Origin of the sequence: Chromohalobacter sp. 296-RDG, from assembly GCF_029889885.1 — a bacterium.
Lineage (GTDB): Bacteria > Pseudomonadota > Gammaproteobacteria > Pseudomonadales > Halomonadaceae > Chromohalobacter.
This window is the reverse complement of the sequence record NZ_JARANY010000008.1, coordinates 1-21,289: the sequence shown is the minus strand read 5'-3', so window position 1 is coordinate 21,289 and position 21,289 is coordinate 1. Positions and strand designations below refer to the sequence as shown.

At 61.4% G+C, this 21,289-nt stretch carries 16 protein-coding genes; 14 read left to right on the top strand and 2 right to left on the bottom strand.

Going from position 1 to position 21,289, the window contains the following annotated elements; genetic code table 11:
* Positions 1 to 3: 3 nt before the first annotated feature.
* Positions 4 to 294 (top strand): YcgL domain-containing protein, encoded by a 291-nt coding sequence (locus OP495_RS05105; RefSeq protein ID WP_280561451.1) that lies wholly within the window; start codon positions 4 to 6, stop codon positions 292 to 294.
* Positions 295 to 297: 3 nt separating this feature from the next.
* Positions 298 to 744: a YcgN family cysteine cluster protein gene (locus OP495_RS05100; RefSeq protein ID WP_280561449.1), complete on the top strand. Its 447-nt coding sequence runs from the start codon at positions 298 to 300 to the stop codon at positions 742 to 744.
* Positions 745 to 815: 71 nt separating this feature from the next.
* Here the strand turns inward: OP495_RS05100 and OP495_RS05095 are convergent, their stop codons facing one another.
* Positions 816 to 2,912 (bottom strand): prolyl oligopeptidase family serine peptidase, encoded by a 2,097-nt coding sequence (locus OP495_RS05095; RefSeq protein ID WP_280567633.1) that lies wholly within the window; start codon positions 2,910 to 2,912, stop codon positions 816 to 818.
* Between the two features lie 48 nt (positions 2,913 to 2,960).
* Between OP495_RS05095 and OP495_RS05090 the strand changes: the two genes are divergently transcribed.
* The 8 genes from OP495_RS05090 to OP495_RS05055 all read left to right on the top strand — a co-directional run bounded on the left by OP495_RS05090 (position 2,961) and on the right by OP495_RS05055 (position 14,975).
* Positions 2,961 to 3,416 carry a hypothetical protein gene (locus OP495_RS05090; RefSeq protein WP_280561447.1) on the top strand — a complete coding sequence of 152 codons (456 nt, stop codon included), beginning with the start codon at positions 2,961 to 2,963 and terminating at the stop codon, positions 3,414 to 3,416.
* 38 nt (positions 3,417 to 3,454) lie between these two features.
* Complete coding sequence (locus OP495_RS05085) at positions 3,455 to 5,272, top strand: vWA domain-containing protein (RefSeq protein ID WP_280567631.1); 1,818 nt, start codon at positions 3,455 to 3,457, stop codon at positions 5,270 to 5,272.
* 339 nt (positions 5,273 to 5,611) lie between these two features.
* Complete coding sequence (locus OP495_RS05080) at positions 5,612 to 7,306, top strand: AMP-binding protein (protein ID WP_280567629.1); 1,695 nt, start codon at positions 5,612 to 5,614, stop codon at positions 7,304 to 7,306.
* Between the two features lie 82 nt (positions 7,307 to 7,388).
* A complete protein-coding gene (hrpA, locus tag OP495_RS05075; RefSeq protein ID WP_280567627.1) occupies positions 7,389 to 11,372 on the top strand; it encodes an ATP-dependent RNA helicase HrpA in 3,984 nt (1,327 codons plus the stop codon).
* Between the two features lie 48 nt (positions 11,373 to 11,420).
* Positions 11,421 to 12,563 (top strand): beta-ketoacyl-ACP synthase III, encoded by a 1,143-nt coding sequence (locus OP495_RS05070; protein ID WP_280567626.1) that lies wholly within the window; start codon positions 11,421 to 11,423, stop codon positions 12,561 to 12,563.
* The gene (locus OP495_RS05065; RefSeq protein WP_280561441.1) at positions 12,563 to 13,312 is read left to right on the top strand and encodes a VacJ family lipoprotein; all 750 of its coding nucleotides are present in this window, start codon (positions 12,563 to 12,565) and stop codon (positions 13,310 to 13,312) included. Before OP495_RS05070 ends, OP495_RS05065 begins: the two co-directional genes overlap by 1 nt.
* A gap of 15 nt (positions 13,313 to 13,327) precedes the next feature.
* Entirely contained in the window at positions 13,328 to 14,467 is a 1,140-nt protein-coding gene (locus OP495_RS05060; protein ID WP_280567625.1) for a PP2C family protein-serine/threonine phosphatase, read from the top strand.
* Complete coding sequence (locus OP495_RS05055; RefSeq protein WP_280561439.1) at positions 14,460 to 14,975, top strand: STAS domain-containing protein; 516 nt, start codon at positions 14,460 to 14,462, stop codon at positions 14,973 to 14,975. The genes OP495_RS05060 and OP495_RS05055 overlap by 8 nt, the downstream gene beginning before the upstream one ends.
* A gap of 37 nt (positions 14,976 to 15,012) precedes the next feature.
* Here the strand turns inward: OP495_RS05055 and OP495_RS05050 are convergent, their stop codons facing one another.
* Entirely contained in the window at positions 15,013 to 16,716 is a 1,704-nt protein-coding gene (locus OP495_RS05050; RefSeq protein ID WP_280567623.1) for a methyl-accepting chemotaxis protein, read from the bottom strand.
* A 246-nt stretch (positions 16,717 to 16,962) separates the two neighbouring features.
* Between OP495_RS05050 and OP495_RS05045 the strand changes: the two genes are divergently transcribed.
* The 4 genes from OP495_RS05045 to OP495_RS05030 form a co-directional block, all read left to right on the top strand.
* Positions 16,963 to 18,180, top strand: coding sequence for a Bcr/CflA family multidrug efflux MFS transporter (locus OP495_RS05045; protein ID WP_280561437.1), 1,218 nt, complete (start codon positions 16,963 to 16,965; stop codon positions 18,178 to 18,180).
* Positions 18,181 to 18,277: 97 nt separating this feature from the next.
* A complete protein-coding gene (locus tag OP495_RS05040; protein ID WP_280567621.1) occupies positions 18,278 to 19,312 on the top strand; it encodes a PstS family phosphate ABC transporter substrate-binding protein in 1,035 nt (344 codons plus the stop codon).
* Positions 19,313 to 19,425: 113 nt separating this feature from the next.
* A complete protein-coding gene (gene pstC, locus OP495_RS05035) occupies positions 19,426 to 20,682 on the top strand; it encodes a phosphate ABC transporter permease subunit PstC (protein ID WP_280561434.1) in 1,257 nt (418 codons plus the stop codon).
* A 17-nt stretch (positions 20,683 to 20,699) separates the two neighbouring features.
* On the top strand, positions 20,700 to 21,289 hold a 590-nt coding region (locus OP495_RS05030), incomplete at its 3' end, for a DUF3333 domain-containing protein (protein ID WP_280567619.1).

Below are 21,289 nucleotides of genomic sequence, written 5' to 3'. Positions count from 1 at the left end.
ACGATGCCCAAACGACTCTGTGAAATCTTCAAGAGCCCGCGTCGCGACGAGATGTATTTATACGTGGATCGCGCACGCGGGCTGACGGATGTGCCCGAAGCCCTGCTTGAGCGGTTCGGTAAACCGGTATCGGTGCTTGTGATGCTGCTCGGTGAAGACAAGCCGCTGGCGCGGGCCAAGCCGGGGGACGTACTGGCCGCCATCGAGACACAAGGCTTTTATCTGCAGATGCCGCCGGCACGCGAGGATTACATGCTGGATCTATACAAGGCGCCCACCGAGGCACGGTACTGACCCATGCGTGAACGTTTCTGGGAGCGCTTTTCCCTCCAAGAGCTCGACGATGAAGAGTGGGAAGCGCTCTGCGACGGCTGCGGGAAGTGTTGCCTGCTCAAGCTCGAAGACGACGAGAGCGGCGATGTCGCCACGCTCAACGTGGCCTGCCAGTTGCTGGATATCGATACCTGTCGTTGCAGCGATTACGAGAACCGCTTCGAGCACGTGCCGGGATGCACCAAGCTGACCCGCGATAACCTGGCGGCGTTTCATTGGCTTCCGGCGTCGTGTGCCTATCGTCGATTGGCCGAGGGGCGCAAGCTCGCGGCCTGGCATCCGCTGATCGCGGGCGATTCACGGCGCATGCATCGCCAGCAGAAGAGCGTGCGCCACTTCGCGGTGAGCGAATGCGAAGTGGCGGACGACGACCTCGAGGAGCACATCATCGACATCATTCCGTGCCAATGACGTTTTCGGTGGCATGGTGAGGTGACTGATATGAAGAAGGCCCCGGTAGGGGCCTTCTTCATTATGCGGTGTCAGTCCGCTCGGTTAGCAAGCATTTCGTTGTCGGCGAGGCCCAGGGCCCAAAGCAGGAAGGCATCCTGACGGGCGTTGTCGTGCCAGGCCTTGAAGCGACCCGAGGCACCGCCATGCCCGGCGGCCATGTCGGTGCGCAGGAGGATGGGGCGGCGCTCGGCGGCGGGCAGTTGGGCCGCGAGTTCTGTCAGGCGCGCGTAAAGCTTGGCCGGTTCCCAGTAGGGCACACGCGAGTCATGCCAACTGCCTTGCAGAAACAACATGGGATAGGGTTGCGCGACGAGGTTGTCGAGAGGCGAGTAGTCGCGAATGTGACGTTTCGCTTCCGGCTCATTGGGGTTGCCCCATTCGCTGTATTCTGCGGTCGTCAACGGCAGATCGGGGTTTTTCATGGTGCGCAGCACATCGACGAATGGCACATCGAGCACGGCGGCGCAAAAGGCATCCGGTTCGAGATTGAGACTGGCGCCCACCAGCAGCCCACCGGCGCTGGCGCCATAGGCGGCGATACGTTCGCCATCCGCGATGCCGTGTTCGACCAGCGCGTGCCGTGCGGCCAGGAAATCGCGGAAGCTGTTTTCCTTGTGCGCCAGCTTGCCGGCGAGATACCAAGGTTCGCCCCGGTCGCCGCCGCCACGTACATGGGCGACAGCGAATGCCACGCCCCGCGACAGCAGTTCGAGCCGGGCTATGGAAAACCACGGGTCGAGTACGTCGCCATAGGCGCCATAGCCGTATAACAGCGTAGGCATCGGACCTTGCTCGATAAGATCGCCCCGTGCCACGACGGAGACCGGGATGCGTTCGCCGTCGTGGGCTTCGGCCCACAGGCGGCGGCATACCAATTGCTCGGGAGCAAGGTCGCCGTGCACGGGCTGGGCCTTGAGCAGGCGCCGCGCGTCGGTATCGAGGTCGTGCTCGATCCAGCGCGGCGGCAGTGTGAACGATTCCTCGTGTAGACGCAGGCGGCGAGTGTCGAAGTTGGGTGTATCGCCCAGTATCAGGCTGCAGGGCGCTTCGGGCAGCGGCAGGCGATGCTTGATCGGCGTATCCGTGTCGAGCGCGACTATGCTGAGATGCACCTGAGCCTCGCGGTGATCGCGTTCGGTGATGACCAGCCCCCAGGCAAAGGCATCGACGCCTTCCAGCGTCAGATGCTCCTGGTGGTCGAGCAGCGGTGTCCAGTCACCCGGCGTGGACTCGTCCGCGATATCGAGCCGGAAATGCGGCGCGTCCTGGTTATGCAGGATGTAAAAGTGCCCGGGGCGATGTTCGAGGCCGTATTCGACGCCTTTGACGCGTTCGCGTACGCAGCGCGGCGGCGTATCGGGTGCTGCCGCTGGAATCAGATGGCACTCCGAGGTGTCCTTGGAGGCGGTTTCCAGCACCAGCCAGGCGCGTGAACGGGTTTTGCTCAGCCCTACCCAGAACTCGGCGTCCGTTTCACGAAACAGGCACGCGCTTTCCACGCTTTCGATATCCAGCCGCCAGATGCTGTCCGGGCGCTGCGTGTCGTCGTAACGCGTGAACAGCAGGCTGCGGTTGTCCTCGGCGCAACATAGCTCCGGGCCGATATCGGTCAGCAGACACCGGGGCTCGCCGTCGGGCAGGACGCGCAGGAAAAGATCGAAATTCTCGTCGCCGTTGGTGTCCTCGGTCCACGCCAGCCAGTCTTCATCGGGTGCGATGGCCATGTCGGCGACTTCCATGAAGTCGTGATGCAGGGCGCGGGCCTGGACATCAAGCACGCATTCACGCCGTGATGCGTCGTGGTTGGGATGGCGCCACCATATCGGATAGTCGGCGTCGTGGGCGGTTTCGCTCCAGTAGGTATGGTGATCGAGCGGTGTGCGCAGACCATCGACGGCCAGTTCACGACGCGCCAGGTGGCCGGCGTAGAGCGTCTCGACGAGCGGCTCGAGGGGCGTAAAGCAGGCGGTGGACTCTTGGTTGGCCTGCTCGAGAAAGCTCTCCACCTCGGGGTCGTCGCGATTCTCCAGCCAATGCCAGTGAGGATCGTCCTTGCGTTTGAAGCGTGCGACCGGCGAGAGTTGGGTCGCGTCGTGAAGCGCAGGGATGTGCGGCTGTGCTTTCATGTGCAGCGGTGTACCATGTCGAAGAAAGATCGAACGCGAGAGGACGCGATGCTGATTTCCGATTCCTTGCCACAGTTGTGGCTTAGTTACTTTGTATTATCGCTTCTGGTGCTGGTCACCGGCTACCTCGGGGTGCGCTTTTTGCCCAATTTACCGCGTTGGATCGTCACGGGTGCGGTTGCGGGGATGTTATGGGCGGTGGCGCCATTTACCTCGCCCTTGCTGGAGGACGGTGAGCATTATTCCGGCCTCGCGCCGGCCATCGTCGTCACGGCGGTGGGCGTCTTGCAGGGCGATGGTGGCCAGCTTGCCGTGGCCACGCCGCTGTTGTTGGTCGGCATGGCGATAGGCGGCGTGCTAGGTGCGCTGATGTGGATATGGCGCCGGCGTCGCAATAGCGGTGGTGATAACGACGCCCCCCGCGGTGGTGGCAAGCAGCGTAAGTCGTCCTCCGAAGATTCGCGGAACGATGCCGCTCAGCGTCGCGAGCCGGTGCTCAACTGAAACGCTCTGATATCCGCATTACAAAAGAAGGAAGGGTCATGCGAGCGCTGTTCACGTTGCTGTTGTTGTGCATTGTTGGGGGGCTCCCGCCCCTGGTCTGGGCACAGGATTCCACCGCATCCCGGACGCCGGATGTCCGCATGATTTTCGACGTCTCGGGGAGCATGAAAGCCAACGATCCCGGCAACCTGAGAGCCTCTGCCCTGCAATTGGCGGCGACCTTGTTGCCTTCGCAGGCGCGTGGTTCGGTGTGGACATTCGGCTCTCAGGTGCGCAATCCCTTGCCCGACGGAAAGGTCGACGCCCAATGGCGGCAGCGTGCTCGGTCGCTGGCACCGCAACTGGTCGACTATCAGCAGTTCACGGATATCGAAGGGGTGCTGCGTGATGCCACCGATGCGCCGGGGGGCAAGCGCCATGTGATGCTGTTGACCGACGGCATGGTCGATCTGCCGGGGAGTGGCGAGGAAAAACGCACCCGCGATACGGCGTCGCGCGAGACATTGCTGGCCTCGCTGGCGCCTGAGCTTGCCTCGCGCGATGTGGTGGTGCATACCATTGCGCTCTCGCATAACGTGGATCGCGAGCTGCTCGAGCGGATATCCCAGACGACAGGTGGCTTGGCGGCGGTGGCCGAAACGCCTGAAGCATTGCTGCGGGCGTTTCTCGATGTGCTCGAGCGCATCGTGCCCAGCGACCAGTTGCCGCTTGAAAAGGGAAGCTTCGATGTCGATGACGAGGTCGAGGGCTTCAATGCGCTGCTGTTTCACGACGAGGACGCTCCCGAGATCGCTCTGGTCGGTCCCGACGGTGCGCGTTATACACGAGACGATCATCCCGATGACATGCTCTGGCAGAGCAACCCGCGTTATGACCTGATCCGCGTGCCCGAACCGCAGGTGGGCGAGTGGCATATCGAAGGGTCGGTGGGACGCGATAGCCGCGTGAGCATCGAGTCGCCGCTGCAATTGCGCAGTGATACTCTGCCACCGACCTTGTATCTGGGCTTCGATGTACCGCTCGATGTCTGGCTATCCCGTGAGGGTGAGACCCTCGAGGGCGATATGTTGCCGGAAGACGTGCGCCTTCGGGGAGAGTTGCGCGGGCTCGATGACGAAACGCTGGCCTCCACGTCCTTGAAAGCGGGTGGCGATGGGCACTTCACGGGTACGCTGGCGGCGCCCGAGGAGACAGGCAATGCTCGCTTGGTGCTTAACGCCGATAGCGATTCATGGCAGCGCGAGCGCGTGCAGGGCGTCAATGTCGTCACCCCCGTGACCGCGACGCTGAACGACGACGCCACGCAAGTCACCCTGGAAGCGCAGCATCCGCGCCTGAACGTCGACAACACGCAGATATCGGCGGACCTTTTGGGCGAAACGCTCGACGTGGTGCCCGATGGCAAGCGGACATGGCAGGTAGCGCTGCCGGAGGTCGATCCCCAGCAATCGGTGCCGCTGGATCTTGATGTGTCGGTGACACTCGATGATCGCACCTGGTCCATTGCCTTGCCTGCGTTACGCCTCAATCCCGAGGCGCGTATCGGCGTCTCCGGGGCCGATGTCGATGGCGATGGGCCGCGGGCCGAAGCGTTGCCGGACGACGATGCTGCCACCATTCAAGAGGATGAAAGCGATGCGCGCGAAGAGGGCAATTTGATCACCCTGGCCGGCGCGTTATGGGATAAGGCCGGTGACGAGTGGCAGGCGCTGCGACCGCATGTCGAACCCTACGCCAAGCGTCCCACGACCTGGGCGGTGTTCGCCGCGCTATTATTGGCGCTGGCACTCTTGTGGAGGCTGGGTCGGCGTTCCCGCCGGCGTCGTCATCGTCAGCGGCACGAACCGCAGTTATGACCATCGACAAGATTCAGAGCCTCGGCATGGTGCCGGGGCTTTTTGTCTTCCGGCCCTCGTGAACCGTTTTTATGGATATGTGTCGATGATCGCTATTGAACGTTAGTTTCAATCGAGTGTTTTAATTCATGCTGACCTGGTATAACGGAAACGGATCCACCAAGGATGTTGTCCGACAGATTATCGAACAATGTTTCATCATGTGCGCCGAGCCGGCTGGTGTAGTCGCTTGTGTCGCGCTATCTTGCGGAGAGCCTGTATTTTTTCAGCATCACCCAGGCGCGAGATTCAATAATAAATATCGGCATCCTCTGAAGTCGATTCGGTCAGCGGAGATATATGATGAGCCACGCCACCTCGCCGGTCGTTTCCGGTCCGCCTCTCGAAGGAATGGAGGAGTTCGCCTCGGTCAACGAGGTGTTCGTCCACACCTGCGGGCGCTTCGCCGACAAGCCGGCATTTACCTGCATGGGGCAAACGCTGAGCTATGCGGAGCTCGAGCGCCTCTCGCGGGATTTCGCCGCCTGGCTCAGCGAGGAAACCGATCTCGTCCAGGGGGATCGCATCGCTATCCAGTTGCCCAATGTGCTGCAGTTTCCTGTGGCGATCTTCGGCGCCATACGCGCTGGGCTGGTGGTGGTCAATACCAACCCGCTGTATACCGAGCGTGAGATGGCACATCAATTTCAGGATGCCGACGTCAAGGCAATCCTGATTCTCGCCAACATGGCCGACAAGCTCGAGCGAATACTGCCGCGCACGGCGATTCGTCACGTGTTGGTGACCGAGCTCGGCGACATGCATGACTTTCCCAAGCGCACGCTGATCAATGCCGTGGTCAAGCACGTCAAGAAGATGGTGCCGCGCTACACATTGCCCGAGGCGACGCGCTTTCGCGATGCTCTGACACGCGGGCGAGGGCAATCGAGTGACGCCGCCATATGCCAGACCGACGATGTGGCCGTGTTGCAGTACACCGGTGGTACTACCGGCGTGGCCAAGGGCACCATGCTCACGCATCGCAACCTGATCGCCAACATGCTGCAGACGCGACAGATGATCGCCGGGCTGATCGAGGAAGGGCGCGAGACGATCATCGCGCCGTTGCCCGTTTATCATATCTACACCTTTACGGTGAATTGCCTGTTCACCATGATCACCGGCAATCATACCGTGCTGATTCCCAATCCGCGCGATATCGACGGCTTCATCAAGACGCTGCGCAAGACCGATTACACCGGTTTCGTGGGGCTCAATACGTTATTCAATGCGCTCTGCCAGCGTGAAGACTTCCGCGCCCTGGATTTCTCGCGTCTCAAGCTGACTATCTCCGGTGGCATGGCGCTGACCAAGGCCGCCGCGAAACGTTGGGAAGAGGTGACGGGCTGCGCGATCCTGGAAGGTTACGGGATGACCGAGACCTCGCCCATCGTATGCGTCAATCCGCCGGACGGTATTCAACTGGGCACTATCGGCAAGCCGGTGCCGGGCACCTCGATCAAGGTGATCGGCCCCGAAGGCGAAGAGGTTGCGCGGGGCGACCCTGGCGAGTTGTGCGTGCAGGGCCCGCAGGTGATGAAAGGGTATTGGAATCGCCCCGAGGATACCGCCAGGACGCTGGACGCCGAGAGCTGGATCCGCACCGGTGATATCGCCGTGATTCAGGAAGACGACTACGTGCGTATCGTCGACCGCAAGAAGGACATGATCATCGTCTCCGGCTTCAACGTCTATCCCAACGAAATCGAGGACGTGGTGGCCACGCACGAGGATGTGATCGAGGTCGCTGCCATCGGCGTGCCCGACGATGCCTCCGGCGAGGCGATCAAGCTCTTCGTGGTGAGCCGCGATGAGGCATTGGATGCCGAGACGTTGCGCGCCTGGTGCAAGCAGGAACTTTCCGCCTACAAGGTGCCCAAGCTCATCGAATTTCGCGATGAACTGCCCAAGACCAATGTCGGCAAGGTATTACGTCGCGAGCTACGCGATAGCCAGGACAGCAAAGAATCGGCGCCAGGTGACGGGGCAACATAGGCGTGAGGTCGGGCTTGGCGTTACAATTGACGGCTCGTCTTCCTGTGGAGACGAGCCGTTTTGCTGATTTCATGAGGCGCCCTTGAGCACGACACCGACGAGCGATGCCCACGATCAACTGGCGCACCTGCGCGCGCAACTCGACGACTGCCTGCTGCGCGACGCCCGCGATCAGGGGCGGCGTCTCGACAAGCTGGTAGGACGCGCGCGGGGTGGCAAACCCATCGACCGTTCGCTGCGCGAGATCGAAGCCCGTCTGGCGCGCTCGCGCGAGGCCTTGGCGGCGCGGCGTGCCCAGCCGCTGACCCTGCGTTATCCCGAAGAGCTGCCCGTGGTCGAGCGCCGTGATGACCTGCTGGCGGCGCTCGACGAACACCAGATTGTCGTGGTGGCCGGAGAAACTGGCTCGGGCAAGACCACCCAACTGCCCAAACTGTGTCTCGAGTTGGGGCTGGGGCGGCGTGGCCTGATCGGCCATACGCAGCCACGGCGTCTGGCGGCGCGTACCGTTGCCACGCGTCTCGCCGAAGAACTGGAAGTGCCACTGGGGGCGCAAGTCGGCTACCAGGTGCGTTTTACCGACCAGACTGATGAGCGCACGCTGGTCAAGCTGATGACCGATGGCATCCTGCTTGCCGAGACGCAGAACGACCCGGATCTCGAGCGCTACGAGGCGATCATCATCGACGAGGCTCATGAGCGCAGTCTCAACATCGACTTTCTGCTCGGTTATCTCAAGCGTCTCACCGAACGGCGCCCGGACCTCAAGATCATCATTACCTCGGCGACCATCGACGTCGAACGTTTCAGTCAACATTTTGGACGTGAAGGCAAGCCGGCACCGGTGATCGAGGTCTCGGGGCGCACCTACCCGGTGGATGTGTTCTATCGGCCGCTGGTCCGTGATGCCGACGACGAGGAAGACCGCTCCCTGCAGGAAGGCATCCTGCATGCGGTGGAAGAGGTCGAGGCCATCGAGCGCGAGCGAGGCTGGTTCAGCGGACCGCGCGATGTGCTGATCTTTCTGCCCGGTGAGCGCGAGATCCGCGAGACGGCGGATACCCTGCGGCGTGCCGATCTTCGGGGCACCGAGATCCTGCCGCTCTATGCGCGACTCTCCAACGCCGAGCAGAATCGCGTGTTTCAGTCGCACACCGGGCGCCGCATCGTGTTGGCCACCAACGTCGCCGAAACCTCGCTGACCGTGCCGGGCATTCGTTATGTCATCGACCCTGGCCTGGTGCGCATGAGTCGTTACAGCTACCGCGCCAAGGTCCAGCGGCTGCCCATCGAGCCCGTCAGCCAGGCGAGTGCCGATCAGCGCAAGGGGCGTTGTGGGCGCATCAGCGAGGGTGTGTGTATTCGCCTTTACAGCGAGGAAGATTTCCTGGCGCGGCCGACCTATACCGAACCCGAGATCCAGCGCACCAATCTGGCCTCGGTGATCCTGTCGATGCTGGCACTCAAGCTTGGCGACATCGAAGCGTTTCCCTTCGTCGATGTGCCGGACTCGCGCTTCGTCAAGGACGGTTATCGCCTGCTCTATGAGCTGGGGGCGGTGAATGCCGGGAATCGTCTGAGTGAGCTGGGGCGGCGCCTGGCCCGTTTGCCCATCGACCCACGCCTGGCGCGCATGGTGCTGGCCGGCGCCGAGCATGGCAGCCTGCGCGAAACCTTGATCGTGGTCAGTGCACTGGCCGCCCAGGACCCGCGTGACCGCCCGGCCGACAAGCGTCAGGCCGCCGATCAGCAACATCGCCAGTGGCAGGACCCCGAATCCGACTTCACGGCCTGGCTGAACCTCTGGCATGGCGTCGAGCATGCGCGCGAGACCTTGTCCGGCAACCAGCTACGGCGCTGGTGTCGTGACAACTATCTGAGTTATCTGCGCTTGCGCGAGTGGCACGATACTTTTCGCCAGCTCAAGCAATTGACCCGTGACATGGGGCTCGAATCTTCCAGCGCGGTGCTGCCGCCCAAGGAAGATGCCCCCGCGACGGCGCATCCTCGTGTCGACGGTGAACGCCTGCACAAGGCGCTGCTCTCTGGGCTGCTTTCGCACCTGGGGACGCTGCAGGAAAATCGCGAGTATCTGGGCGCACGCAATCGCAAGTTCATGATTCATCCCGGCTCGGGGCTGGCCAAGAAGACGCCCAAGTGGGTCATGGCCGGCGAGTTGGTAGAAACCTCGCGGCTGTATGCGCGTGATGTGGCGCGCATCCAACCGGACTGGGTCGAGCCCATGGCCGAGCATCTGATCAAGCGCAGCCACAGCGAACCGCATTGGGAAATGAAGCGTGGCCAGGTCGTGGCTTTCGAGCAGGTCACCTTGTTCGGCCTGCCCATCGTCACCGGGCGGCGCATCGACTACGCCAAGGTGGCGCCGGCGGAAGCGCGCGAACTCTTCATCCGCCGCGCTCTGGTGGAGGGTGAATATCGCAGCCAGGCTGATTTCTTCCAGCACAATCGTGCCTTGATCGACGACGTCGAGGAGCTCGAGGATCGCGTCCGCAAGCGCGATATCCTGGTCGACGAGGAGACGCTGTTCGCCTTCTACGATGCGCGCTTGCCGGCGGACGTCGCCGGCACTCGCAGCTTCGAGCGCTGGCGCAAGAAAGCCGAGCATGAGGCCCCCGAGGTGCTCAAGCTCGACCGCGATACGCTGATGGCGCGTGACGCTGAAGAGATCACGCAAGAGGCCTATCCCGATGTGCTGGTGCACAATGGCGTGCGTTACCCGCTCAGCTATCATTTCGCGCCCAGGCAGCCCGATGATGGCGTGACTCTGACGGTGCCGGCGGCGATGCTCTCGCAACTCCCCGAAGGACGCCTCGAATGGCTGGTGCCGGGAATGTTGCGCGAGAAGTGCATCGCGTTGCTCAAGACGCTACCCAAGGCGATTCGCCGCCAGGTGGTGCCGATTCCCGATTGGGTGGATGCCGCCCTGGCAACGCTGGTGCCCGATGAGCGTCCGCTGACCGAGGCGCTGGGTGAGTTCCTGCGCCGGCGTACCGGCGTGCGCCTGGGCCCCGATGACTGGCACACCGAGGCCCTCGAGGCGCATCTGGTCATGAATCTGCGCGTGGTCGATCACGATGGCAAGATACTTGGCGAAGGACGCGACCTGGGCGCTCTCAAGCAGCGTTTCGACGAGGCGGCGAGTCAAGGCGCCAAGGCACTGGCGGCGAGCGGGCCGACGGCCGAGGCCTTGGCGGAACTACCGGAACAGGCGATTCCCGAATCGCGTTCCACTCAGCAGGCGGGCATTCGCGTCGAGGCCTATCCGGCGCTGGTCGATCAGGGTGATAGCCTGGCCATCGAATCGTTCGATCATCCAGACAAGGCGTACGCGGTGCACCGTCATGGTATCAAGCGCGCGGCAATGCTGCGCTTGCCCGAGCAGGTGCGCTATCTTGCCCGCGAGCTCGAGGGTGTGGATCGCTGTGCGTTGCTGTTCGCCAAGGTGGGCAGCAAGCAACAACTCGTCGATGACCTGATCGAAGCGGTCTTCCTGCAAGTCGTCGCCGTGGATCCATTGCCGCGCGATCGTCAGGTCCTGGAGTCGCGCATCGAGGCTACGCGCGGCGACCTCGTCGCGCATGCCGAATCCCTGGTCGCGACCCTCCAGAAGGCCCTGGAAGGGCATCTCGAGGTGACCAAGGCACTCAAGGGTAACCTCAATTTGTCCCTGGCTCTGGTCTATAGTGATTTGAAAGCCCAGATGAGCCGCCTGGTACATCCCGGTTTCATCAGCGATGCCGAGGCCTGGCTCGAGCAGTATCCGCGCTATATGCAGGCGGCGCTGATCCGGCTCGAGAAGGCACCGCGTGAACGCAATCGCGATCAGGCGGCCATGCATCAGGTACACGAATTCGAGGAGCGCTTGCACGCGCGGCGCGATGCCGATCAGCGCGAGGGACGCCGCAATCCGCAGTTCGTTGAGTTCGGCTGGTGGCTTGAAGAATTGCGGGTGTCGTTGTTCGCCCAGCAGCTCGGCACTCTGGCGCCGGTCTCGGTCAAGCGCCTCGAACGTCGCTGGGCGGAGCTGACGGGACGTCAGCAGTGACACCGCGCCCCTAACGTCTACACGTCAAACGCACCTGGGAGCACGCTCATGACGCACGCGGCCATCACCGGAACGGGGCTTTACACACCCCCCAATGCCATCGACAACGCGACGTTAGTGGCCTCGTTCAATGCCTGGGTGGACCGTGAAAACGCGCGCCATCATGAGGCGATTCGCGACGGACACCGTGAGCCACTCGAACATTCGAGCAGCGAGTTCATCGTCAAGGCGTCGGGGATTCAGAGTCGCTACGTGGTCGAAGCGGCGGGGATCCTCGATCCCGACCGCATGCGCCCACAATTGTCGCCACGCGCTAATGACGAGCTCTCCGTGCAGGCCGAAATGGGGGTGGCAGCGGCGCACCAGGCGCTGTCCAATGCCGAGGTTGCGCCCAGCGAGCTGGATATGGTGATTGTAGCGTGTTCCAACCTGCAGCGCGCGTATCCGGCCATTGCCGTGGAGGTACAGGCAGCATTGGGCGCTGATGGGCACGCCTTTGACATGAACGTGGCGTGCTCCAGCGCGACGTTCGCCATCGATGTGGCCAACAATGCAATCCGTGCCGGCAGTGCCAGGCGTGTGTTGGTGGTGAGCCCTGAGATCTGCTCGGCGCATCTCAACTTCCGTGACCGCGATAGTCACTTCATCTTCGGTGATGCGTGCACTGCGGTCCTGCTGGAGGCCGACGATGTGGCGCAAGCGGAGGAGCGCTTCGAGATCATGAGCACGCGCCTGGTGACGCGTTTCTCGAACGCGATTCGCAACAATTTCGGCTTTCTCGACCGGGTGACGGAGCACAGAGTCGACGCCGAGCCGGCGTTCGTCGCCGACAAGTTATTCGTGCAGGATGGTCGTCGAGTCTTCAAGGAGGTGTGTCCGCTGGTGACCGAATTGATTGGCGCACACCTCGAAGCGCAGAATGTGGCACCCCGTGATCTCAAGCGGTTGTGGCTGCATCAGGCCAATCGACATATGAACGATGTGATCGCACGGCGCGTGTTGGGGCGCGACCCCGATGAAAGCGAGGCGCCGGTGATTCTCGATCGCTATGCCAACACCAGTTCCGCTGGTTCGATCATCGCCTTGCATCTGCATCGCGACAATCTGGCCGTGGGGGATGTTGGGGTGGTCTGTTCGTTCGGAGCGGGCTACAGTGCGGGCAGTATATTATTGCAGAAGGTAAAGGCTTGATGAAAATGACCAAGTGGCTGGCCGTGGCATGCATGGCGGCGGCGGTAAGCGGCTGCGCGACGCAGGGCCAGACGGACGCTAATCCCGACGACCCCTGGGAGGGGTATAACCGTAAGGTGTTCGCTTTCAACGATACACTGGATCGTTATGCGTTAAAGCCCGTCGCTCAAGGGTATGACTATGTAACCCCCGAGCCGGTTCAGTCGGGGGTTGGCAATTTCTTCAGCAACTTGGGAGAGATCGGCACCACGGTCAACAGCGTATTGCAGTGGAAGTGGGCCAACGCCGGCTTGGCGTCCGGGCGTTTCGTGATCAATTCCATCCTGGGGATCGGCGGCATTCTCGACCCGGCATCACGCATGGGCCTTGCCGAACGCGAAGAAGATTTCGGCCAGACGTTGGCCACCTGGGGCGTCGGCGAAGGCCCTTACGTGGTCTTGCCGGTGCTGGGCGGACGCACGTTGCGCCATGCCTCGGGATTACCCGTGGATTGGTATACCGACCCGGTAACCTATGTCGAAGAAGATTCGGTGCGCTATGGTTTGCGCTTCGTCGATCTCATCGATACCCGAGCGGGACTTCTCGACCGCGAAGAGTTGATTAGCGGCGATCGTTACAGCTTCATTCGTGATGCGTATCTCCAGAACCGGCGCTATGAGGTCAACGACGGTGAAACGGGAGAAGACCCCTTCGCCAGTGGTGACTTCGGCGACGATTTCGAATACGACGAAGACGCCTTCGCCGATTGATCCCGAGGCCCTCGCATGGCCAACGCACGTACTCTGATCGGTCTGCTCGACACGCCCGGCGCATCGCGAGATGCGCTGGCGCGTCTCATTGGAAGTGGGCAGTTTGCCGTATTGACGACGACGTCGGTAGACGCGTTACCCGAGGACGTGGCCTTGGTAGTCGCCCATGTGCGAGCGGTGGCACGGGATGACTGGACCATGTTGGCCGCACGCTGGCCGACCATCGTTATCAGCGAGACACGCCTCGACAGCGACCTGCTGCAGGCCGTGGACGCCGGTTTGGTCGACTATCTGGTTGAGCCGGAATGCCATGGCGATATCTTGCGTCGCTTGATCGAGCGCTCCATCGAACATCATCGGTTGGCCCAGGAGCACGCACGCGACCGCCAACGCCTGGCTGAGCTCAATGAAAGCCTGGAAACTCATTTGGCTATGTTACGGCTCGACCAGCAGGCCGGTTGGCAGATCCAGCGTAAGCTGCTGCCTGCCAGCCCGATAACGCTGCATGGGGTGAGGGCCGATTACTGGCTAGCGCCGTCGCTTTATCTGTCGGGCGACTTTCTGGACTTTCAGCGTTGCGATGCGCGCTACAGTTTCTTTTATTTCGTCGATGTCTCGGGGCACGGGGCGTCGTCGGCTTTTGTAACCGTGCTGCTCAAGTATCTCAGCAATCGTTGGCTGACTCAGTGGCGGTTGCAGGAGGCTGAGACCTTCCCCGCACGCTGCCTGACGGAGCTCAACCGCGAGCTGTTGGAGACGGGGATCGGCAAACATGCCACGGTGTTTGCCGGGGTGCTTGACCATGAGCAACGCTATCTCCACTATTCGCTCGGCGCGCAGATGCCGATGCCCTTTTTGCAAGTGGATCGCGACGTCAGCGTGCTCGAGGGCGCGGGGCCGCCGGTGGGCTTGTTTCCCCATGTCGAGTTCCCCACCTATGGTTGTACATTGCCAGAACGATTCCGCCTTTGGCTTTGCTCCGATGGCATCCTGGAGTGCCTGGGCGGCGATAACCTCGATCAGCGTCTCGAGGCACTGAAACACCGGATTGCGGCTTGTGACTCGGTGGACGCGTTGAAAGACGGATTCGTGCTGGGCGATGAATTGCCGGATGATCTCACCATGATGACTTTGAGTGGATTCGACCATGCATGAAGGGCGTATTCAGGCGGCGTTCGACGCCGGTGTGTTCGTGCTCAAGCTCAGTGGTGACGTGCGTCTGACGTTATGCGCGACGCTCGATCAGCAGGCGCAGCGCGTGGCCGAGAGTCCGGGCCTTGTCGCGGTGATGATCGACCTGCGTGAGGCGACCAATGTCGATTCCTCGGCGCTGGGCTTTCTGGCCAAAGTGGCGATGGCTGTCCAGGGGCGTCTCGAGCAGCCGCCGACCATCGTCGCTGAGCATCCCGATGTGCGCCGCATGCTCGACGTCATGGGGTTTTCACGCTACTTCACCTTGCTAGAGGCACCGCTCACCGAGCCAGCGAGTCTCGATGAGCTTCCCCAAGTGAATGCCGACAAGCATGACCTGCAGCAACGCATCCTCGAAGCACACCGCATCCTCATGCGCATGAGCGATCATAACCGTGACGAGTTCCAGCCGCTGGTCGACCTGCTCGAAGAGCAGAAATCCGACGAGGATTGTTCCAAGGCGCACCGCTGAAAGCCTCGGGTCATTTACTCGAGACATGTGCCTTGCGTCATACGGCGGTGGTGAGTGCCGGGGGCTGAGTCGCTGTGGAGGCGGTGCTGTCCCGAGGGGCCGGCGAGATGTCGTGCGATGACGAGGCGGTGGGCCTGACGTCGGTATCCTCGAGCACGAATTCGCGTACCGAGGCTTCAAGCCGGGTCGTTTCCTTCCCTAGCGTCGTGGCAGCATGCGTGGCTTGACTGGCCATGTGGGCATTGTCCTGGGTAAGTTGTTCCAATTGCTCGATGGCGCGGTCGATTTGTTCAATGCCCTGATGTTGCTCCTGGCTGGCGTCGGCAATGTCGCGCATGAGCTGTGCCGTCTGTTCGACGGACGCGACGAGCTCGCCGATGGTGGCGCCGGTTTCCGCGACGCGCTGGCGCCCGATTTCAACATTGCGTCGGGCGTTGTCGGTGAGCGTGCGAATCTCGCGTGCGGCATCGGCGCTTTGACTGGCAAGGCGCCTGACCTCATTGGCGACGACCGAAAATCCTCTGCCGTGTTGCCCGGCGCGTGCCGCTTCGACCGATGCATTTAACGCCAGGAGGTTGGTCTGGAAAGCCAGCGAGTCGATCATGGCGACGATATCCTCGACCTGACGCGAATCGGTGTAGATGTTGTCCATCGTGGTGGTGACGTGTGAAACCGCTGTCTGACCGCGTTCGGCCGAGTGCGAGGCCGTGGCGGCCAGGGTAACGGCTTGCTCGGCGTGTTCGGTGTTGCGCCCCACGGTAGCTGTCAGTTGTGTCATGCTGGCGGCGGTCTCTTCCAGAGCGGCGGCTTGCCGCTCGGTTCGCGCGGACAAGGTCTGGCTGTCTTCGGCAATGCGCTGGGTATCGCGGTGAATTGTCTGGCTGCGGGTACGCACCTCGCCGACGTTGGCGGCGAGGCGCTGGCGCATACCATCGAGCGCTTCGAACAGGCGGCGAACGTCGCGTTGTCCACGGGCAGTGACCGGGCTATCCAGACGCCCTTCGGCAATGCGCTCGAAATGTTCGATCAGCCCGTTGAGTGGTGCCACCACGCGGCGTGTAATGCCCCACATGACAAGCGCGATAGCGATCAGCGAGGTGACAATGGCTGCACCGATCAATAGCCGTAGCGTGTTAGCCATGACGCCGAAGTCGTCGACCAGGGCCGTGCCTTGCTGCTGGCTAGTGGCCTTGAAGGCATCGGCACTCTCCATGAAGGCGGCATTCATATCGTGTAGACGCGACTGGCCGGAGCGATAGCCGCTGAGATCGCGTGCCGCGTTGTCACCGTTTGAAAGTCGTTCGTTGGCCTCCTGAAGCTGCATCAATTGTAGGGACATTCCGGTATTGAACAGCGAGTGGAAGCGTTGACCCAACGCCTCGAGCTCGGGCGAGGAAGATGCGGGGTCGAGGCGCTCGAAGGCATCGCTTGCTTGGTTCATCAAGGTTTCGGCTTCGTCGAGGACCGGCCCCGGAGAATCGAACGACGGCCGTTCGATCAGCGAGGCGGCACGATTCATGGCCAACTGGGCACGTAGTGTATCCACATAGACTTCATCGAGAACGGTGGTGCGTTCGGCGTTGAGATGGTCGAGCGTGTCGAAGGCTTGTTGGCCGACATTTAGCGCATACCCTCCCAGCAAACCGACGGCCACCACTATCATGCTGAATGCGCCCAGCACCAGCATGCTGATGGAGCGGATCGTCAAGGGCGGTAAACGGCGGAGCAAAGAAACGCGCATGGTGAGCAGTCCCTGTCGTTTTGTGAGATTGAAGGCATGCAGGTTCGTGAAAAATTTGTCGAGCGCTGCAAGGTGACTGCCATGATGGCGCGGGATTGTTGCGGTTTATGGACACACGGTCTGTACTCGGTCCCCAGCGCAACAGTTATCGGCTATGATGAACGTACTAGCCTTTAGCCTTCTTCATGATCGAGTGCCGAGCCTTCAGGGCATCGGTGCGTCGACGTATGTTTTTCGGGAGATGTCGTGACTCAAATCAATGCGCGGCGATTGGCCTTCCTGGTGGCGGCCAACACCGCTTTAGCGCCTTTTGCCATCGATGCCTACTTGCCTGCCATGCCCACGCTTGCCGAGGCGGTGAACGCCAGCGTTCACCATACCGAGCTGTCGCTGAGCGTGTTCCTGTTCGGGTTCGCCATCGGACAACTGTTGTGTGGGCCGCTATCGGATCGCTTGGGCCGGCGCCCGGTGCTGTTGACCGGCCTGGTGGTGTTCTTGCTCGCCAGCCTGGGGATCATGCAGGTCTCGTCCCTGGAGACACTGTGGGGATTGCGGTTCATCCAGGCACTGGGGGGTGGCGCCTGTGTGGTCAACTCGGCGGCCATCGTGCGTGACTGTTTCAGTGGGCGCGAGGCCGCCAAGGTGATGTCGACCATGGCGATGATCCTGATGCTGGCGCCGCTCGTGGCGCCCACGGTGGGGAGTGTGCTGCTGGGTATCTTCAATTGGCAGTCGATTTTCCTGTTTCTGGCCTTGTACGCGGCATTCCTGTTGTTTTTTCTTGGCACCAAGCTTCCTGAGACCCACGGGCGCGATCCCGATGCGCCGTCGCCACGCCAGGTGCTGGGCAACTATGCCAACGTGATTCGTCATCGCGAGGCGATGGGGTATATCTGTGCGGTGTCGATGTCATTCGCGGGCATGTTCGCATTCATCACCGGCTCGCCTTATCTGTACATGGAGCATTACGGATTATCGGCGGCGGTCTATCCCTTTGTGTTCGGGGCTAACATCCTGGTCATGGCGTCTTCCAATCGGCTCAACATTCATCTGCTGAAGAAGCGTACCCCGCAGCAGAACCTCGTCGTTGGATTGGGCATCCAACTGTGTGCTGGCGTGGCCCTGGTAGCGTTGATCCTCTCGGGGTTGGATTCGATCTACAACGTGGCGCCGTTGATGGTCATTTTCGTCGGGATGCAGGGGCTGATCGCGCCGAACGCCATGTCGTCGATGCTCGATCATTTCCCCAAGATGAGTGCCACGGCGACGGCTCTACAAGGATGCCTGCAATTTTCCAGTGGTGCGTTCGCCGGCATGCTGGTGGGGGCCTTCGAAATCGCCAGTGCCTGGCCGACGGTGTTGACGATGCTCGGTGCCTCGTTGCTGGGCAATATTGGTGTGCGCTTGCTGGCCGGTCGAGCGCTACGCGGGAGCGCAAGCGAAGAAGCAGTCGCCAGTCGTTAGGGAAAAATGCGTTCACTCCTGTCATGAAGCTGTCATCTTCATTGGGCATCTTAGGTGTCGCGAAGGTTGAACACTCTCATCGACAGGAGTTACCCGCATGAACCGTATCCTCAAGAGCCGTGTCTTGAAGAGCACTGCACTGACCGCTGCCGTGATGAGCGTCGCGGGTGTCGCTCAAGCGCAGGAACGCGAACAGCTACGTATCGTCGGTTCCAGCACCGTCTATCCGTTCGCTAGCTATGTCGTCGAGGAGTTCGGCGCGACCACCGATTATCCAACGCCCGTTATCGAGTCCACGGGCTCAGGTGGCGGCTTGCGCTTGTTCTGCAACGGGGTCGGACTGGACACGCCGGATATCACCAACGCCTCGCGCCGCATGAAGCCTTCCGAGTTCGAGCGTTGCCAGGAAAACGGCGTGACCGATATCACCGAGGCTAGAATCGGCTATGACGGCATTGCGTTCGCCGAGTCCAACGCCAATGAGCCGGTCAATTTCACCCGCGAGCAGCTCTTCCTGGCACTGGCCGCCAAGGTGCCCCAGGACGGAGAGCTGGTCGACAACCCCTACACCAAGTGGAGCGATATCGACTCCTCGCTGCCGGACCGCGAGATCATGGTATACGGCCCGCCGACCACCTCCGGAACGCGTGATGCCTTCGAAGAGTTGGTGATGGAAGCCGCTTCCGAGGACATGGAAGCATACGGCGGTGAGGGCTATACTGATATCCGTCAGGACGGTCCCTATGTCGACGCTGGCGAGAACGACAACCTCATCGTTCAGCGTCTCCAGGAGAACACGACCTCGTTCGGTATCTTCGGCTACTCCTTCCTTGAAGAAAATGCCGACTCCCTGACGGCCGCGAGCATCGACGGTGTGTCGCCCAAGCCTGAAGCCATCAGCTCCGGTGAGTATCCGGTGTCACGCTCACTTTTCTTCTATGTCAAGAATCAGCATGCCGACAACGTGCCGGCCTTGTATCCCTACGTCGACTTGTTCATGAGCGAGCAGATGATTAGCCCGATGGGTTATCTCAAGGGACTAGGGCTCATCTCTTTGCCCAAGGATGCGCGTGAGCAGGCGCGCAGCGATGTCGAAAATCGCGAGAGCCTCGAGCTCAGCGACCTGCAGTAAGGCCGTCCGCGGACCTATGAAGTGGCCGGCAGCTCTCGCTGCCGGCTCATTTGCTTGATGGGCCCTAGGGGGTAGTGGCTCCCAAGGGAGCAACATTTGTCTGAGAGACCGATATGTCGACGAATATCGTCTTCCTGCTGTTTGGTGCAGTCCTCGTGGGACTCGGCGGAGTGGCCTTTATCCTGAGCCGGGCGAAAGCCTCGCGTGTACGCGCGGCGGGTACGTTGATGCACGCACAGCCGGATCAATATGCCTGGTTTGCGGTACTCGTTACCGCCGGGCCGGCGCTTCTGGTCAGCGCCTTGGGGGCCTTCGCCCTATTACTGATGGGGGCGGAGATCCCCACGTCTTATCTGTTGGCGGCGAGCCTGGTCATTGCCTTGATTGGCCTGGTCATGGGATTGAATCAGGTGCGCTCCGATTTTCATGCCCGGCGCGCTATTGAAGGAGTGATTCGTAAGCTGTTGGCCGCCGCAGCGATGATCTCGATTCTCACGACGCTGGGCATTTTGCTGTCGATCATCAGCGAGGCGCTACGCTTCTTCCAGATGCACAGCTTCTGGGACTTCGTAACCGGTACGACTTGGAATCCAGGGGCAAGTTTCCTATCCGCCGCTGGGCGGGGCGACGAGGGTGGCAGTGCCGCTCAGTTTGGGTCGATTCCGCTCTTTGCCGGGACATTCATGATTACCTTGATCGCCATGTTGGTGGCGATTCCGTTTGGCCTGGGCGCAGCCGTTTACATGGTCGAGTTTGCACCCATGCGCGTTCGCAAGGCGGCCAAGCCGGTCATCGAAGTGCTGGCGGGGATCCCCACCGTTGTCTATGGCGTGTTCGCGGCCTTGACCGTGGCCCCGTTGGTGGTGGATATCGCCGGATTGTTCGGGCTGGATGCCTCCTATTCCAATGCGCTGGCGCCGGGGCTGGTGATGGGCATCATGATCATTCCGTTCATTTCCTCGCTTTCCGACGATGTCATCAACTCGGTGCCCAATAGCCTGCGCGAAGGCGCCTTGGCGCTAGGGATCACCAAGAGTGAAATGGTACGCAACGTGGTGGTACCCGCCGCCGCGCCGGGCATCATCTCGGCATCGCTGCTGGCCGTTTCGCGGGCCCTGGGAGAAACCATGATCGTGGTCATGGCGGCTGGCATGCGTCCCAACCTGACCGCCAACCCCCTGGAAGATATGACGACCGTGACGGTGAGTATCGTGGCGGCACTGACCGGCGATCAGGAATTCGAAAGCGCACAGACACTCTCGGCCTTTGCCCTGGGACTGGTGCTGTTCATCGTGACGCTGACGCTGAATGTGGTATCGGTCTTCATGATTCGCCGCTTCCGCGAGAAGTATCGCGTCAACAACCTGTAATCCGATAGGTCGAGAGCATGAGCCAATCGTTCGAAGAAATTTCCGCGCAGCTCAAGAAACGCCATCGGCGTTCGGCGCGCATGAAATGGATGACCATGGGCGCCTTGATACTGTCGGCGGCTTTTCTGGTGGTCTTCATTTCCGACATGGTGGCGCGCGGATGGCCCGCTTTCCAGCAAGCGCAGATACAGGTCGAGGTCAGCTACGACGAGCAGTCCCGGAAGTTACCGTTGGCCGCCGTCGACGAAGATGTGCGCCCACTGATCTCGCGCGGGTTTTTCCGGCCCTTGCCGCAGAAGATGGAAAACAATCCGGCGTTGATGGGCACGACGCAGACTCAGTGGGTCATCGCCGATAGTCGTGTCGATCAGTATCTCAAGGGCAATGAAGACCGATTGCGTCCCGCCGACAAGGAAACACTCCAGGCCTTGGTCGAAGAGGGGCGTGCGGCCCTGAAGTTCAATGCCACCTTCTTTACCACCGGTGATTCCAAGATGCCGGAGATGGCGGGGATTGCCTCGGCGGCTATCGGGACGGTAATGACCATGCTGGTCACCATGGCGGTATGCTTTCCGGTGGGCGTGATGACGGCCGTCTATCTCGAGGA